This is a genomic window from Paenibacillus hodogayensis, from assembly GCF_039536325.1.
Lineage (GTDB): Bacteria > Bacillota > Bacilli > Paenibacillales > NBRC-103111 > Paenibacillus_AB > Paenibacillus_AB hodogayensis.
In genome coordinates this window covers 564,223-579,771 of sequence record NZ_BAAAYO010000008.1, presented here as the reverse complement: position 1 = coordinate 579,771, position 15,549 = coordinate 564,223, and the positions used below count along the sequence as shown (strand labels likewise).

Annotated in this window: 12 protein-coding genes; 8 read left to right on the top strand and 4 right to left on the bottom strand. The window is 56.9% G+C overall.

The window, feature by feature from the left end:
- Positions 1-120: 120 nt before the first annotated feature.
- The 5 genes from ABD796_RS18300 (at position 121) to ABD796_RS18280 (ending at position 3,513) form a co-directional block, all read left to right on the top strand.
- Entirely contained in the window at positions 121-522 is a 402-nt protein-coding gene (locus ABD796_RS18300; RefSeq protein ID WP_344910168.1) for a VanZ family protein, read from the top strand.
- Positions 523-586: 64 nt separating this feature from the next.
- Entirely contained in the window at positions 587-1,069 is a 483-nt protein-coding gene (locus ABD796_RS18295) for a hypothetical protein (protein WP_344910166.1), read from the top strand.
- Between the two features lie 237 nt (positions 1,070-1,306).
- Positions 1,307-1,645 carry a bacillithiol system redox-active protein YtxJ gene (ytxJ, locus tag ABD796_RS18290; protein WP_344910323.1) on the top strand — a complete coding sequence of 113 codons (339 nt, stop codon included), beginning with the start codon at positions 1,307-1,309 and terminating at the stop codon, positions 1,643-1,645.
- A gap of 114 nt (positions 1,646-1,759) precedes the next feature.
- Positions 1,760-2,764: a catabolite control protein A gene (gene ccpA, locus ABD796_RS18285; protein ID WP_344910164.1), complete on the top strand. Its 1,005-nt coding sequence runs from the start codon at positions 1,760-1,762 to the stop codon at positions 2,762-2,764.
- A gap of 50 nt (positions 2,765-2,814) precedes the next feature.
- On the top strand, positions 2,815-3,513 hold the full coding sequence (locus ABD796_RS18280; RefSeq protein ID WP_344910162.1) for a 5'-methylthioadenosine/adenosylhomocysteine nucleosidase: 699 nt from the start codon (positions 2,815-2,817) through the stop codon (positions 3,511-3,513).
- Positions 3,514-3,633: 120 nt separating this feature from the next.
- Here ABD796_RS18280 and ABD796_RS18275 read toward each other — a convergent pair whose 3' ends face one another.
- Both ABD796_RS18275 and ABD796_RS18270 read right to left on the bottom strand, forming a co-directional pair.
- A complete protein-coding gene (locus ABD796_RS18275; protein ID WP_344910160.1) occupies positions 3,634-4,815 on the bottom strand; it encodes an acetoin utilization protein AcuC in 1,182 nt (393 codons plus the stop codon).
- A 20-nt stretch (positions 4,816-4,835) separates the two neighbouring features.
- The gene (locus tag ABD796_RS18270) at positions 4,836-5,468 is read right to left on the bottom strand and encodes a GNAT family N-acetyltransferase (RefSeq protein ID WP_344910158.1); all 633 of its coding nucleotides are present in this window, start codon (positions 5,466-5,468) and stop codon (positions 4,836-4,838) included.
- Between the two features lie 207 nt (positions 5,469-5,675).
- Here ABD796_RS18270 and acsA point away from each other — a divergent pair, with 207 nt between their 5' ends.
- On the top strand, positions 5,676-7,400 hold the full coding sequence (gene acsA, locus ABD796_RS18265) for an acetate--CoA ligase (protein ID WP_344910156.1): 1,725 nt from the start codon (positions 5,676-5,678) through the stop codon (positions 7,398-7,400).
- Positions 7,401-7,494: 94 nt separating this feature from the next.
- Here acsA and ABD796_RS18260 read toward each other — a convergent pair whose 3' ends face one another.
- Positions 7,495-10,752, bottom strand: coding sequence for a transglycosylase domain-containing protein (locus ABD796_RS18260; RefSeq protein ID WP_344910154.1), 3,258 nt, complete (start codon positions 10,750-10,752; stop codon positions 7,495-7,497).
- A gap of 473 nt (positions 10,753-11,225) precedes the next feature.
- Between ABD796_RS18260 and tyrS the strand changes: the two genes are divergently transcribed.
- On the top strand, positions 11,226-12,482 hold the full coding sequence (tyrS, locus tag ABD796_RS18255; RefSeq protein ID WP_344910152.1) for a tyrosine--tRNA ligase: 1,257 nt from the start codon (positions 11,226-11,228) through the stop codon (positions 12,480-12,482).
- Positions 12,483-12,532: 50 nt separating this feature from the next.
- Here tyrS and rpsD read toward each other — a convergent pair whose 3' ends face one another.
- The gene (gene rpsD, locus ABD796_RS18250) at positions 12,533-13,132 is read right to left on the bottom strand and encodes a 30S ribosomal protein S4 (RefSeq protein ID WP_344910149.1); all 600 of its coding nucleotides are present in this window, start codon (positions 13,130-13,132) and stop codon (positions 12,533-12,535) included.
- A gap of 486 nt (positions 13,133-13,618) precedes the next feature.
- Between rpsD and ABD796_RS18245 the strand changes: the two genes are divergently transcribed.
- Positions 13,619-15,523, top strand: a complete 1,905-nt coding sequence (locus ABD796_RS18245) for a GGDEF domain-containing protein (protein WP_344910147.1) — start codon at positions 13,619-13,621, stop codon at positions 15,521-15,523.
- The last annotated feature ends 26 nt before the right edge of the window (positions 15,524-15,549 follow it).

Below are 15,549 nucleotides of genomic sequence, written 5' to 3'. Positions count from 1 at the left end.
CCTCCACGTCCCATTGTACCATATAACCATTGCATTTTTTGCTCGATGCGTCATAATGAATAGAGCCGTCAGACATGCGTTACGAACGGCGAGAGCGACGAAGAGATGGGGGAGACCGGAATGAAGCGGGCGTTCCGCTGGCTGCCGGCCGTCATTTGGATGGCCGTTATTTTCTATATGTCGCATCAGTCGGGCGACGATCTTCATACGCTGCTGCCCTGGTTCCAAACCTTTTTTCCGTGGATGGAAAGCTTCAATTGGGGACACTTCGCCCTGTACTTTATATTGGCTGCGACCTTTTACTGGGCGCTGCTGCCGCGTTCCGCCGCCTGGAGCGGCAAAGCGCTGGCGGTTGCGCTGTGCGTCCTGTACGGGCTGACCGACGAATATCATCAAAGCTTCGTTCCCGGCCGCGAGCCGGACCTTCTGGATATTCGCAACGATGGGATCGGCGCCGCGCTCGCCATGCTGCTGCTTGCATGGCCTCCCTTGGAACGGTTCGTCCGCCGCGTGTCGGGCTGACGCCCGGTCTAGCAAAAAATACTAGCTGGCGGATGAAGGAGTTTGTCGGGAAAAATCGAATAAGTTGTATCGAAACCTGTTCAAGGATTGGACAGCAAGACCGGTCGGAAAGGGAGTGCTTGTGGCCGTGCAGAAAACGTGCCATTGCGGAGCGACGATGAACATTCGATTGCGCACCGTTATTTTTCAAAACAAGGTGGAAATTGAGAACGTGCCGATTTATTCGTGCGACGCTTGCCAGCGATCGGAGGTTTATCCGCCGGTCAAGTCGCAGCTCACCGGATACATCCGCACGCTTGGCACGAAGCCGGAGAAAAGCACCGTGCTGTTCAATGAATTATCCGAACTGGCGCACTTGCTGTTCCAGGTCACGAGAAAAGAAAACAAGCATGTGCCGGTCGAGGCGATCATCGAAAGCCGCATCAACGAATTGCTCGATCTGCTGCTGCTGGCCCAATCGCTCGACGATCAGGCGTGGCTTGAAGATGTCCGCTCTCGCTTGAAGCAGATCACCACTCATATGACCGCTACATACCGTCTCTCCTGACCCCGGGCTTGTATACGGATCAGGATGCTCCGGAGATGGGCGGCGCTGCGAGCAACCGGTTTCCACGCTCCTTCGCCTGACCTCTTGCCGCTCCGGACCGGAAGGCGACGACAGCGTTGACGGAAATCGTTCCAGAAAATACGGCCAGCCAGCGCAGGTTGGCTTTTTTGACTTGTTTTTGGTAACATAAACATAAGAGATGTTGTATACGTCAAAGAGGTGTTTACATTGGACATCATGGAATTGGAGTCTCCCCGACAATGGCTGAACCTGCTCGAATCCAGCTCCGAAACGCCGGTGCTCGTATTCAAGCACAGCACAAGCTGCCCGATTAGCGCCGAGGCTTACGAGCAATGGCTGTCCTATGTGAGCAGGGACGGCAATCCGGACATCGAGTACGCCATCGTCCACGTTATAGAAGCAAGACCGGTATCCAGCCTGATTGCCGAATCCTTGAACGTAAAGCATGAATCTCCCCAGGTGTTGTTCGTCAAAGGGCGGAGAGCCGAGTGGCACGATTCCCACTGGAGAATAACCGCCTCGGCCTTGCGGGAAAGGCTGAACGATACTCTGTAACCGAAATGTAACCGTGTTTTCATTGCGAAACCGAGTTTTTTGTCGTATGATGGATGCAAATAACGAGAAAACGTTTCCCTCCGTTTTTACCCTGAGTATTGGAGTAGATGATTAGTGACCGTTACGATTTATGACGTTGCCCGGGAAGCCGGCGTGTCGATGGCAACCGTATCGCGCGTAGTCAACAACAACCCTAACGTTAAGCCGCAAACAAGAAAGAAAGTATTCGAAGCGATCGAGCGTCTCGGCTATCGCCCCAACGCCGTTGCCCGGGGTCTGGCCAGCAAGAAAACGACGACGGTCGGCGTCGTCATCCCCGACATCTCCAACTCCATCTTCTCGGAAGTGGCGCGCGGGATTGAGGATATCGCCAACATGTACCATTACAATATTATTTTGTGTAATGCCGATAAGAAGAAGGAAAAGGAAATCCGCGTTATCAATACGCTGCTGGAGAAGCAGGTAGACGGGCTGTTGTTCATGGGAGGCACGGTTACCGAGGAGCATGTGCAGGCGTTCAAAACGTCCTCGGTGCCGATCGTGCTCTGCGGGACGACCGATGACAAGTCGCTCATTCCTTCGGTCGATATCGACCATGAAGCTGCCGCTCATGACGCGGTCAAGCTGCTTATCGGACAAGGCCACCGCAAGATCGGGATGATCAGCGGCACGCTGCAGGACCCGGCAAACGGCTACGCCCGTTACCAAGGGTACCGGAAAGCGCTGGAGGAAGCGGGCATTCCCGTCAGCGAAGAGCTGGTGCGGATCGGCAATTACCGTTACGAATCCGGCTACGAAGTGATGAAATATTTCCTGGAGCTGTCCGACCGTCCTACGGCAATCTTCGCGGCTACCGACGAGATGGCTATCGGCGCGATCCATGCGACGCAGGACCGGGGCTTCAAGGTGCCTGAAGACGTATCCGTCATCAGCGTCGACAATATCCGCATGGCATCGATGGTCCGTCCGCAGCTGACGACGGTCGCCCAGCCGATGTACGATATCGGGGCTGTATCGATGAGACTTCTAACGAAGCTGATGAACAAGGAAAACGTGGACATGTCCAAGGTTCTCCTGCCGCACGAGATTATCGAACGCAAGTCCGTGGCTCATGTATAATGAGCCTCTTTTTTTGTTTGCAGACTATCTTTCTTGATGGAGGTAAGGGGATGTGGAATAAAATCGGACTGATCGGAGCCATGGCGGAGGAGATCGAGAAAATCGAGCAAGGACTGGAGGACGTCGTCGTTGCGGAAAAAGCGGGTATCCGTTTCCAGACGGGACGTTTTCGCGGCAAATCCGTCGTCCTCTGCAAATCCGGCGTGGGCAAAGTGAATGCGGCGGTATGCACGCAGCTGCTGATCGATTCGTTCGGAGTGGACGCGATTATTTTCACCGGCGTCGCCGGCGCGCTCGATCCGTCCCTCGATATCGGCGATATCGTCATCTCGACGGAATGCCAGCAGCACGACATGGATGCTTCGCCGCTCGGCTTTCCGAGAGGCACGATCCCGTTCGCCGAGACTTCGGTGTTCCGCGCCGATGCTGCCCTTGTGGCGCTGGCCGTTCAGGCGAGCGAACGGTTGGAGCAGGGCCATACCGTGCAAGGACGGGTTCTGTCCGGCGACCAGTTTATCGCCGACCGCGATACGGTCCGTCTGCTGCACGAGCAGCTCGGGGGGGCATGCACGGAGATGGAAGGCTCGGCGGTTGCGCAAGTATGCGCCATGAACGGAGTGCCATATGTGGTCATCCGCTCGATGTCGGACAAGGCGGACGGCTCCGCGAACGTCAACTTCGCCGAGTTTGCGGCGGCTTCGGCGGACCGTTCGTTCCGCATCGTCGAGCATATGGTCGCTTCCCTATAAACGTACCGCGCCGGACTGTCCTGTCCGTTCGGCGACCGGTCGAAAACGAGTCAAAAGCGCAGCCCGCATCTGGGGCTGCGCTTTTGGGTTGTTGCAAGCGATCCGATTTCCGAGCCGCTTCTACTCGGGCACGTACATCAAAGCGATTTCCCGAGTTCGGCGGTTCGTCTCGGTGATGGCGCTCCGCCTCGGGATCGGCGTCCAGTCGTGTACCGGATCGAGCCAGGTGTGGGGAAGCTCAAGCGGGCTCTTCTTGGTCCATTCCGTCAGCCACGATTCGGGCAGCGGCAGGTTCGGCTCGGCGGCAAGCCTGGACGCCAGCGGGTGGTCGGTCATCTCCAGCCAAAGCATGCCCCACGCCCGGGGAACGACACGCCATATGTCGTAGCCGCCTCCGCCGAGAGCGACCCAGCGCCCGCCGCAATATTGATGGGCCAGCCGGTGCAGCGTGGCCGGCATCTCGCGGTAAATGCGCATGCTGCAATGCACGTGGGCCAGCGGGTCCAGCGCATGGGCGTCGCAGCCGTGCTGGCTGATGATGATGTCCGGCCGGAAGAATCGGACGACGCGGTCCAGCGCTTCATTGAAGCCTTCCAGCCACGAATCGTCCTCGGTGTACGGCTCTACCGGGATATTGACGCACATGCCGTAGCCGTCGCCTTCTCCGCGTTCATTCGCCGCGCCTGTGCCCGGGAACAAATATTTGCCGGTTTCGTGAAACGACAGCGTGCAGACGTGCGGATCGTGATAGAACGACCACTGCACCCCGTCCCCGTGGTGAACGTCCGTATCGACGTAAAGCACTTTGGCGTCATAATGCTCGCGAATGTAAGCGATTGCGACCGAGGCATCGTTGTAGATGCAAAATCCGGCCCCTTTATTGGGCAAAGCATGATGCAACCCGCCGCCCAAATGGAGCGAATGAAGAGCCTGGCCGGACATGACCAGATCGGCCGCTTCGATGGAGCCTCCGGCGATTTGGCAGGTGATGTCGTGCATGTCGGGAAAGAAAGGGGTGTCCTCGGTGTTAAGGCCGAAGCGCTCGGCATCGGCAATCGCTTTCTCCGAAGGCCGGAGCGCGCTGAGCGCCTGAACCTCCGCCACGTATTCCGCAGTATGCACCCGGCGAATGTCGGCATTCGTCGCCTTGCGGGGCTTGCGAAACTGCGAAGGATCCAGCGCTCCCGACTTCTCCAGAAGGTCGCGGGTCATGAGCAGCCGCTCCGGATCGAACGGGTGCGTATCGTTAAAGCGGTACTGCAGCTCGTTCTCGTGGAAGACATATACCGCGTTTGTGCTCATAAGCCATTTCCTCCGTTTGCTTAAAACATGAACCGTTGGTGAAAACGGATCGTATCGAATTTTTCCACCGAGGAAAGCGGGACTTGCTTGCCGATGCGGACCATCAGGCAATTGGCGGGATGGGAGCATATTTCAGGATCGTCGGTAGCGAACCACACCATATCCACGGATTTCATCAGCTTCTCCATCATTTTGCGATAATCCCAGACGTTGGACAAGCTTCCTTTCAAGTCCCAGTGCCAATAATATTCGGTCGTGAACACAATCATGTTCTCCAACTGGTCCTCCAGAAAGGCGAGCCGGATCATTTTTTTGCCTAAGCCGATCGACCGGTAGTCGTCAGCCACTTCGATTGCGCCAAGCTCCAGCAAGTCTTCCATGTTGCCTTCGGACCATCGCTCCATCTCGTCGGCGTAGTGGAACGTGACATATCCGACGATTGTCGCTTCGTCGCGGGTCAGGATGATGCGTCCTTCGGGCAAGCCGGCGATTTCGACCAGAGCTTCGTGCTGCTCGTTCGGACGCCGGAAGGCGTCCAGGTCGGGATGCATGCGCAGCGACCGCAGGTGATCCGGATGAACCGGTCCTTCCACCAGCAGCGTTTTGCCTTCAAACTCGATCTCGTTGGAGTGATACAGTTTACGGTGCTCCATGAACAGGCTTCTCCTTTCCGGATGGGTCGTTCTATTGAAAGCCCCTAAGGTACTTATATCAGATTGACGCAGCAATGAAAAGCAATGTAAGCGCATTTCCATTATGGTATAATAGGGTTGCCACAAAACGTTCAACCTTGGCTCGTTCATCACGGCGCACAATCTTGTGAAAGCGTTTAAAAAATCGCCTTTAACGGGAGGGATCGCATGAGTACCGAGCAAGACGAAATCATCCGGGCCGTCTCGCAGGACGCCAATCTGGGAAGCTACGAGGAGGCCCGCCGCACGTTTTCCTGGACGGACGCAGAGAAGCATTTTACATGGCATACGACGGGGAAGCTTAATATGGCCTACGAGGCCATCGACCGGCACGCCGAGGCCGGGCTGCGGCACAAGGCCGCACTGCTGTATAGCGACGCGACACGCAGCGAAACGGTCACCTACGGAGAGATGCGCGACCGGTCCAACCGGTTCGGCAACGTGCTCCGCAAGCTGGGCGTGCAGAAGGGAGACCGCGTCTTCATCTTCATGCCGCGCTCTCCGGAGCTGTACTACGCGCTGCTTGGCACGATCAAGATCGGAGCCATCGTCGGCCCGCTGTTCGAGGCGTTCATGGAGCAGGCGGTACGCGATCGGCTTGAGGACAGCGAGGCTGTCGCGATCGTCACCACGCCTGCGCTGCTGCCCCGGGTGCCCGTGGCCGATTTGCCGCACCTGAAGCACGTCATTCTGGTCGGCGACGGAATCGAAGCAGGACCGGGACAAGCTGATTTTCACGCGGAGATGGGACAGGCGTCCGATCAGCTCGACATCGAATGGGTAGACCGCGAGGACGGGCTCATTCTGCATTATACGTCGGGATCGACCGGCAAGCCGAAAGGGGTATTTCACGCCCACAATGCCATGATTCAACATTACTATACCGGCAAAATCGTTCTCGATCTGAAGGCCGACGACATATACTGGTGCACCGCCGATCCCGGGTGGGTAACCGGAACGAGCTACGGGGTGTTCGCGCCTTGGCTTAACGGGGCAACAAACGTGATCCGAGGCGGCCGCTTCAAGCCGCAGGACTGGTACGCGACGCTTGAAAGCAACAAGGTAACCGTCTGGTACAGCGCGCCGACGTCGTTCCGCATGCTGATGAGCGCCGGCGACGATATCGTGGAGCAGTTCGATCTGTCCAGCCTGCGCCATGTGCTGAGCGTAGGAGAACCGCTTAACCCCGAGGTAATTCGCTGGGGGATGCACGTGTACAAGCAGCGCATTCACGATACGTGGTGGATGACGGAGACGGGCGGTCAGCTGATCTGCAACTACCCGAGCATGGACATCCGGCCGGGTTCCATGGGCAAGCCGATCCCGGGCACCGACGCCGCTATCGTCGACGATGAAGGAAACGTACTGCCGCCGAAACGGATGGGCAATCTGGCGATCAAGACGCCTTGGCCTTCGATGATGCGCAAAATTTGGAACAACCCGTCCAAATATGAAGAGTATTTCCGTCTGCAGGGCTGGTACGTATCCGGCGACTCGGCCTACATGGACGAAGACGGCTATTTCTGGTTCCAGGGCCGCGTCGACGACGTGATTAACACGTCCGGCGAGCGAGTCGGACCGTTCGAGGTGGAAAGCAAGCTGGTCGAGCATCCGGCCGTCGCGGAAGCGGGCGTGATCGGCAAGCCGGACCCGCTCCGCGGAGAGATCATCAAAGCGTTTGTCTCGCTGCGGGATGGAATCGAGCCGAGCGACGAGTTGAAGGCGGATATCGCCAAATTCGTCAAGGAAGGCTTGGCCGCTCATGCCGCGCCGCGTGAAATCGAGTTCAAGGACAAGCTGCCGAAGACGCGCAGCGGCAAAATCATGCGCCGCGTGCTGAAGGCGTGGGAGCTCGGTCTGCCGACCGGCGACCTGTCGACGATCGAGGATTGAAAAGAAGAAAGCCGTTAACGCCGAACAGCCCGTGCCTTCATCGAAGGCTCGGGCTGTTTCATTGGTGCATAATCGGTTCTATCCGGAATGCGCGTTACGGCTTCTTTTGCTTGTAAGGAACGGCGGGAGAAGGCTTCGATTCGCCTGCGTCGTTAACGGCGACCACCCGGTACCAGCCGTCGTACACGAGCGCGTAATAGTTCAGTTTGTTCGAGGTGCTGGACTGCAGCTTCTTGAACGTGCCGTCTTCCTTATCGCTGAAATAAATGTCGTACCGTTTGACGTTTTCCGTCTTCGCATTGGCCGACCAGTTGATTTCGATGCTGGTGCCGGACGGCTTGATGCTGACGTTTTTCGGTATGGTCGGTGGCGTTTTGGCGGTATCGCCCGGCTTGCCGTCCCCAGGTTTGCTGTCTCCTGGCTTGCTATCGCCGGGTTTGTCGCCCGGTTTGCCGTCAGACGGCTTGTTCCCCGATTTGTCGTCTCCCGGTTTATTGTCGCCCGGCTTGTCGCCCGGAGCGCCGCCGTTCTGTCCGTTCGGGGCGTTGAACGGATCGAGAGGCGAAGCCAGATCGAACACAGTGCCGTCGGACATGACGGCTTTGCTCGGCTTAGATTCCTTACCGGCCACGTCTACGGCGGTTACGTAGTAACCGACCTTGGACTGTCCGGAAGGAATATCCGTGAATTGCAGATCCTGACCGGTCAGCACGACTTTGCCGGAGACGCGCTGGAACGTGCCGGGAGCGGAGGAGGCTTTGTACAACCGGTATCCGACGATATCCGGATTGCCGGCCTCCTGGAACGTAATCTCGTTGGCGGTGCCGACCTTCTTCAGCGTCAGACCCCCCGGAGAGTTAGGCACTTGACCGTCCTCCACGCGCGGATCGACCGTATAGGCCGCATCGTTCTCGTAGTCCAGCGGGTAGTAGTGGGCGATGGACGGCCTGTTGTTGGCCGGCAATTGCGGAAGCAGCGCTTCGATCTGCTTGATGATGTCCGCGATCGACTTTTCGCGCTTTACTACCGTTTTCTCCAGTACCATATCGGCCGGCGTGCCCGGCTGAGGCAAATACACTTTGCCGTCGAACGTTACATACTTTTGGGTGATCAGAGTCTGATCTTCCTCGGTCGGAATGAACTTTTTGTTGAAAATATCCGTATTCGTCTTGCCGGCCTTGGTCGTCTGCTCGTTCGGCAGCTTGCCGGAGTAGGCGGACACGGTCATGCTCACAATATTGGCCGGCTTGGTGAATTCCTTGGTCGGCAGCAGCTCCGGACGTTTCTCTACGGCCGCGTTCATCACTTTGGCCCAGATTTTCAAGGCGCGCTGCGTTCCGCAGCCGAGTTCGCTGTTCTTGTTGCAGCCGGTCTGCTTCAGCGTAAATTTCTGCTGGTCGTAGCCGGCCCAGACACCGACCGTAATATCCGGAGAGTAGCCGACGAACCAGGCATCGGCGTCGTTTTGCGTCGACCCGGTTTTACCGGAGATCGGCACTTTGTTGTAGTATTTGAAGTCTTTTTTCAAAAGCGTTGCGGTTCCCGAACTGACGACCGTCTTCATCATATCGGTGATGAGATAAGCGGTCTCCTCGGAAAAGGCGGTAACCGGCTGCAACTGGTGCTCGTATACCGTTTTGCCTTCGGAATCCGTAATTTTACGGATCAGATAGGCGTCGGTGAATACGCCCTTGTTCGGTATGGAACTGAACGCGTTCGTCAGTTCTTCGACCGAAACCCCTTTGGACAGGCCGCCGATTACCCCGGTTTGCGCGCCGTAATCGCTCTTCTCCAGCGTAGTGATGCCGAGCTTTTTGGCAAAATCCCATGCTGCGTTAATGCCAACGACATCAAGAAAGATTTTGATCGCCGGGATGTTGTACGACTGATTCAACGCATGCCGCGCCGTGACGAGGCCGTGGAAGTCGTTGTCCCAGTTTTCCGGCAAGTGAAATCCTTTGGAATAATCCTTCAAGATGACCGGAACGTCGTCGATTATGGTGGCCGGCGAGATGGCGCCTTTATCGATAGCCGGAATGTAGGCGGCGATCGGCTTCATCGTGGACCCCGGCTGACGAGTCATTTGGGTCGCCAAATTCATCTGTTCCTTGTAAAAGTCGCGCCCCTCGATCATCCCCAGAATCGCGCCTGTCTTGTTATCCAGCGCAATCGCGGCGATCTGCTCCATGCCTTTGGTCGGATCGTCCGGCGTAAAGTTGTCCTTGTTGTCGGAGATCACGTGCATTTCGTCATACAGCGTTTTGTCGATTGTCGTGTAAATATGATAGCCTTTGCGGAGCAGATCCTCGCGCGCCTGCTTAAGGGCCTCCGCATACTGCTCCTGGCCTTCCTTCGTATCCCGCTTCAAATCCGGATTGGCCAGCTTGGCCAGTATATCCGCTGTTTGGCGCTCGACCTCAAGCATCAGGTACGGGTATGTATTGTACGCTTTCTGCTCCGATTTGGCCAGCGAGCCGCGAAGATCGAAGGCTAGCGCTTCGTCGTATTGCTGCTGCGTAATAACGCCTTCTTCAAACATCCGCTTCAACACGAGCTTCGACCGCTCTACCGCGGAACCGAACGCTTTCTCGTCCAGCTCTCCGCGGCTCGTAAAGGCCGAATACTTCGAAGGAAGCTGCGGCACCCCGGCCAAATACGCGGCTTGCGCGACGTTGAGCTGATTCAGGTCGTCGATGTTGAAGATGCCTTTGGCCGCCGCTTTGATGCCGTAGATGTTGTAGCCGGACGAGCCGTTTCCGTAAGGAATTTTGTTCAGGTATGCCAGTAAAATCTGATCTTTGGATAAGAGCCGTTCCAGACGCAGAGCCAGAAAAATTTCTTTGGCTTTGCGGTTGTCGTTGCGGTCGAGCGTCAGGAATACCCGCCGGGCGACCTGCTGGGTAATCGTGCTGCCCCCGGTCTGTACATCGGCATTGGTCAGCTTCTGTGTGACGGCCCGGGTGAAAGCTTTCAGATTGACGCCGTAATGTTCGTAAAACTCATGGTCCTCTATAGCCAAGACGGCGTTCTTGACCACATCGGGGATTTCCTGGATGCCGACCGGACGGCGGTCTTCTTCCGATCGGAGTTGGCCGATCGGCAAATCGTCGTTGAAATAAACAAAGCCGGTAATGTCGTTTTCGTTAATTCTTTCCAATATTTCATCTTGCGGCCGAACCGGGTCATCCTTTACAAGAGCGCTAACATAGCCTAACGCGGCGCCCGCCCCCAAAAACCCTACTATGATTCCAGTGACGAATATCCATTTGAGGGTGACCAGGGTTATGCGCCCCGCTTTTCTCCACGTGCCTCCGCGTCCAGCGGCTGGCTTGTTCGATAAGTCCTCGGTCATTCATCTATCCTCCTTAGGCATAACGTTCATATTATACCACATCTTTATCCGTTTGACTTTTTCCGAGGGGGTATGTTATAACTGGTGTCAATCAAATTTACATTAAAAAATAAGCTAGGATGGGCTGCTTTCGGCATGGCCGAAGCGAGTAGGGAAGGAACAAACGCATCTCAGAGAACCGGCGGCCGCTGCGAGCCGGTATGCGTTTCCTGTCCGAATTACGGTCCGGAGCTGCGGAAGGCAAGCGTGCGTCAGGCGCGCCGAGCTTTCGCCGGGTTCATCCCGTTATCATGCCAAGTGAAAGCGAATTTCCCGTTTCTGTGCGCCTGAGGCACTCCTGCAGGCCGCATCCGGACGGTGAAGCTTTAATTAGGGTGGTACCGCGGGCCAAGCATTCCCGTCCCTTTGTGGACGGAATGCTTTTTTTGTTTTACCCGACTATCGCCAAAATAAACCAGAGGAGGGCATCAAAGATGGAAGAGTGGAATCGATTGGACGAGCGGCAGCGGCGGGAGGCTCTCCGTCAATATGACATCATCCGGCGGGGCGCAGTCGAAATCGTGCCGGAGGAAGACATGAAGGAGAGTATCGCCCGCTCGCTGTTGACCGGTGTGCCGCTCAAGGTCAAGCTCGGGATGGACCCGTCGGCACCCGATCTGCACGTCGGCCATACGGTCGTGCTGCGCAAGCTGAGGCAGTTTCAGGATCTCGGCCATGAGGTGCAGCTTATTATCGGGGACTTTACCGGCCGGATCGGTGATCCGACAGGCAAATCGGAAACGCGCAGGCAGTTGTCGGAGGAAGAGGTGCGGCGCAATGCGGAAACGTACCAGCGTCAGCTGTTCAAGCTGCTTCTCCCGGAACGGACGACGGTCTACTATAATTCGGCTTGGCTCGGCAAGCTGAATTTCGCCGAAGTCGTCGAGCTGGCGGCGAAAGTGACGGTGGCCCGCATTCTGGAGCGCGACGATTTCACCAAGCGCTACTCCGGCGGACAGCCGATCGGGGTGCACGAGTTTTTTTACCCGCTTATGCAGGGTTACGATTCCGTGGAGCTGGAGAGCGACGTCGAGCTCGGGGGCACGGACCAGAAGTTTAATGTGCTGATGGGTCGCACGCTCCAGAAGGAATACGGCAAGCGGCCGCAGGCGACATTGATTTTTCCTTTGATCGAAGGGCTGGACGGCGTGCAGAAAATGAGCAAAAGCCTAGGCAATTATATCGGCATTGACGAGCACCCGAACGAAGTGTACGGAAAGGCGATGTCCGTCCCCGATGGCTTGATGCTGAAATATGTTGAGCTGGCGACGGATTTGCCGGAGGAGGAGTTGGCACGCTTGCGCGATGGTCTCGCGGACGGAACCGTTCATCCGCGCGACGCCAAGATGCTTCTCGCGCATACGCTTGTGCGGATGTACCACGGCGAAGAGGCGGCCGCGGAAGCAGAGCGTCACTTCGTCACCGTGTTCCGGGAACGGGCGCTGCCCGACGATATCCCGGAGGCGGATTTGGCCGCTTCCGAACTGACCGGAGGCGAGATTCGCGCGGCGCATCTGCTAGTGGCGCTCGGCTTGCAGGAGTCGAACGGAGAGGCGAAGCGCAGCATTGCACAAGGCGCTGTCAAGCTGAACGAACGGAAGCTGACCGATCCGAACGAGCCGGTATGTGCGGCGGAAGGAGATATCGTGCAGGTCGGAAAACGGAGGTTCGTCAAAATCCGGCTTGTCTGAAGCGGCAAAAAACCCCCAAGCGCCGCTTGGGGGTTGACGTTGCAATACGATTAACGGCTGTAAAACTCGACGATTTGCTTTTCGTCGATTTCTTGCGGAAGCTCCGAACGTTCCGGAAGACGGATGTACTTGCCTTCGATGGACGTATCGTTGAACTCCAGGTAGTTCGGCAGGAAGTTGCGGTTAGCCAGAGCTTCCTTGACAGCGGACAATCCGCGGCTTCTTTCGCGCAGGCCGATTACGTCGCCCGTGCTGAGCGTGTAAGAAGGGATATCCACTTTTTTGCCATTGACGGTTACGTGGCCGTGAGCGACGAGCTGACGGGCACCTGCACGGGAGTTGGACAAGCCAAGACGGTATACGAGGTTGTCCAGGCGGCTTTCAAGCAGAACCATGAAGTTTTCGCCGGAGATCCCTTGCATGTTGGATGCTTTGTCGAACAGGTTGCGGAATTGCTTCTCGCCCAGTCCGTACATGTGGCGCAGCTTTTGTTTTTCTTGCAGCTGGATGCCGTAGCCGCTCAGCTTCTTGCGTTGGCCCGGACCGTGTTGACCCGGAGGAAATGCGCGTTTCAGTTCTTTGCCTGTTCCGCTGAGGGAAACGCCCAAGCGGCGGCTCAATTTGAATTTAGGACCTGTATAGCGTGCCATGTATAGTTGCTCCTTTACACCGATCGTGTTTTCGTAGGGTAGGCGGCGGAATAGGGGAGACGTTCCGACGCGGCAGACGTTGCGAAACGGACGGCAAGCCGCTCGTTTCCCGACAGACAGTTCAGCCGCTGGCCTGCTGGTAACGTATACCGTGAGGGTCGCATCGTGCGTCGCCAATCAAACAAACACCTTTTTCCACTCGACTTCTTATTTTAAAAGAATGATAGGGCAATTGTCAAGCGGTCTGTCGCAAACAGCAAAGTTGACCGCTTTAAATAGCAGCGAAGGCCGAGCGCAGAAGGGCGAAGAAGAGCCTCGGGATCCGTAAGAGCGAAGTTGAGGCCATTGCCCTCTGCAAACAATGGCTTATAATCGGGCATGATAAGTAAATGTAAGCTTAAAGTGAAATTTGATCGAAAATTTAGTGCAGACCGTGGGACGATTTAGTATGATAGGAGTATTGACGCTTCATAAAAGGGGCTTGTTATGAACGAAATGTCACATCAGGACCGACTCGCTGCCGCAATGTCGGACGGTTTTCGCACGTTTGCGGCCGAGATGGAGAAGCGCTTGCCTGGACGGTCGGATATATTTGCGCTTTACGATGATGACGGACGCTACATTCGCCATGAGCAGCTGAACGGGGAAATGCCCGGAACCGGTCCTCGCTTGACGCTGCCGGAAAGCTTCCTGTACGGCTTGTCCGATTCGGCCGTCTTCTCCGCAAGCAGACGGGAACGGAACGCGCGTACCGGCCAGCAGGATCTGCCTCCGACGTGCCCGCAAGCCGGGACATGTCTGCTCGGCGTTATTCCGGTTATCACAGAAGACGAAGAGGTACTGTATTTGGCCCAGCTGTCCGAATCGGCTTCCTTCGACGCGGCTTCGGCTGCCGCTTTCCTGGAAGTGGCGGGCATGGCTCTGGAAACGCTGCTTCGCGCAGCAAGAGCGGAGGCGACCGCACTCGTCTGGCAGAGAAGGCTGGAGGAGCTGGAGCTGGCTACGATTCGTCAGGAAGCGCTGTTTGCCATGTGCATGCGGATCAATACGCACAACGATGCCGATCAGGTGTTGACCGAGCTGATGCGGATCGTGGACGAGCTGATGCCGGACTACCGGTTCGAAATTTACGTCTCCCACGACCAATATAGGCCCATGGCATCCGTGAAGCCGCTTGCATTCAGGCAGTCTGAAGAAGACGGCCTTTTTCGCGCGTTTACCGAAGGACGCCCGATCGTCAGCATGGACGGGGATGGCAAACCGGCCGAGGCGTTTTTTCCGCTTCGCGGCAAGCAGGGCGTATACGGCGTCATCCGAATGGAAATGAGCGACGGCCAGTCCGACCCGGCGACCGATCGCGATATGGCGATGCTCGCGGAGACGGCAGGCAGCGCTTTGGAAAACGCCAGACTGTACGAGCAATCGAATCGGCTTGTCAGCGAGCTGAGGCTTATAAACGAAATTACGCAGCGATTGAACCAAAGCCTGAAGCTGCAGGACATATTCCATTTCGCTTCGGCGGAGCTCCGACAAATTTTTGCCGCGCAGTTTTGCTGCATGATGGAGCTAGTCGAGGAAACGGACGAGCTGGTCGTCCGGGCCAGCGAGCCGGACTCGTTCATGGGCACCCGTTATCCGGCCGATTACGGCATTGGCGGCCACGTGGCATCCACGAAGGAGCCGGTCATCATTTCCGATTACGGCGCCGACCGGAGCATCCCGTCGGTGTGGACGGAATCGACGGACTCCCGGTCGCTGCTCGCTTCCCCGGTTCTCGTCGAAGGCCGCGTCGTGGGAGTGATCCTCATCGCGCACCGGGAAGCCAATTACTTCTCCTACGAGAATTACAAGCTGCTGCAGACGTTGTCCGGCCATATTGGATTGGCGGTATCGAATGCCAGCCTGCACGCCGAGGTGCGCAAGATGGTGCAGACCGATCGGTTGACCGGGCTGTTCGCCCGCCATTACCTGGACGAGCAGATCAGCGGCAGGCAAAAGAAAGATTACTGCGGCTCCCTGATTGTCGTCGATATCGACGACTTCAAGAAGGTCAACGATACACACGGCCATCAGGTCGGCGACCGCGTCCTCATCCAGGTCAGCTCGGTGATCCGTTCCTGCATTCGCGAGGGGGACATCGCTTCCCGCTGGGGTGGAGAGGAGCTGGCCGTCTATTTGGCCCAAGCGACCAAGGATCAGGCGTCGAAGGTGGCCGAACGAATCCGGGTGCGGGTGAACGCCGAGACGTCTCCCCAGGTGTCCGTTTCTTGCGGAGTATCCGACTGGAGCTGGGAAGACGACAGAATCAGCGTGGAATCGTTATTTTACCGGGCGGATATGGCGCTTTACAAGGCGAAGCATTCCGGCAAAAACCGCATTTTTACCGACTGACCGCCAGGCTGCGCTACGGCTGCGAA

Bases quoted from the DNA above. Each gene is read 5' to 3' on its own strand.
- acsA (WP_344910156.1), top strand. From the start codon at position 5,676: ATGAGTACCGAGCAAGACGAAATCATCCGGGCCGTCTCGCAGGACGCC.
- ABD796_RS18270 (WP_344910158.1), bottom strand. From the start codon at position 5,468: ATGGAGCACCGTAAACTGTATCACTCCAACGAGATCGAGTTTGAAGGC.
- ABD796_RS18275 (WP_344910160.1), bottom strand. From the start codon at position 4,815: ATGAGCACAAACGCGGTATATGTCTTCCACGAGAACGAGCTGCAGTAC.
- ABD796_RS18260 (WP_344910154.1), bottom strand. From the start codon at position 10,752: ATGACCGAGGACTTATCGAACAAGCCAGCCGCTGGACGCGGAGGCACG.
- ABD796_RS18245 (WP_344910147.1), top strand. From the start codon at position 13,619: ATGAACGAAATGTCACATCAGGACCGACTCGCTGCCGCAATGTCGGAC.
- tyrS (WP_344910152.1), top strand. From the start codon at position 11,226: ATGGAAGAGTGGAATCGATTGGACGAGCGGCAGCGGCGGGAGGCTCTC.
- ABD796_RS18280 (WP_344910162.1), top strand. From the start codon at position 2,815: ATGTGGAATAAAATCGGACTGATCGGAGCCATGGCGGAGGAGATCGAG.
- rpsD (WP_344910149.1), bottom strand. From the start codon at position 13,132: ATGGCACGCTATACAGGTCCTAAATTCAAATTGAGCCGCCGCTTGGGC.
- ABD796_RS18300 (WP_344910168.1), top strand. From the start codon at position 121: ATGAAGCGGGCGTTCCGCTGGCTGCCGGCCGTCATTTGGATGGCCGTT.
- ytxJ (WP_344910323.1), top strand. From the start codon at position 1,307: ATGGAATTGGAGTCTCCCCGACAATGGCTGAACCTGCTCGAATCCAGC.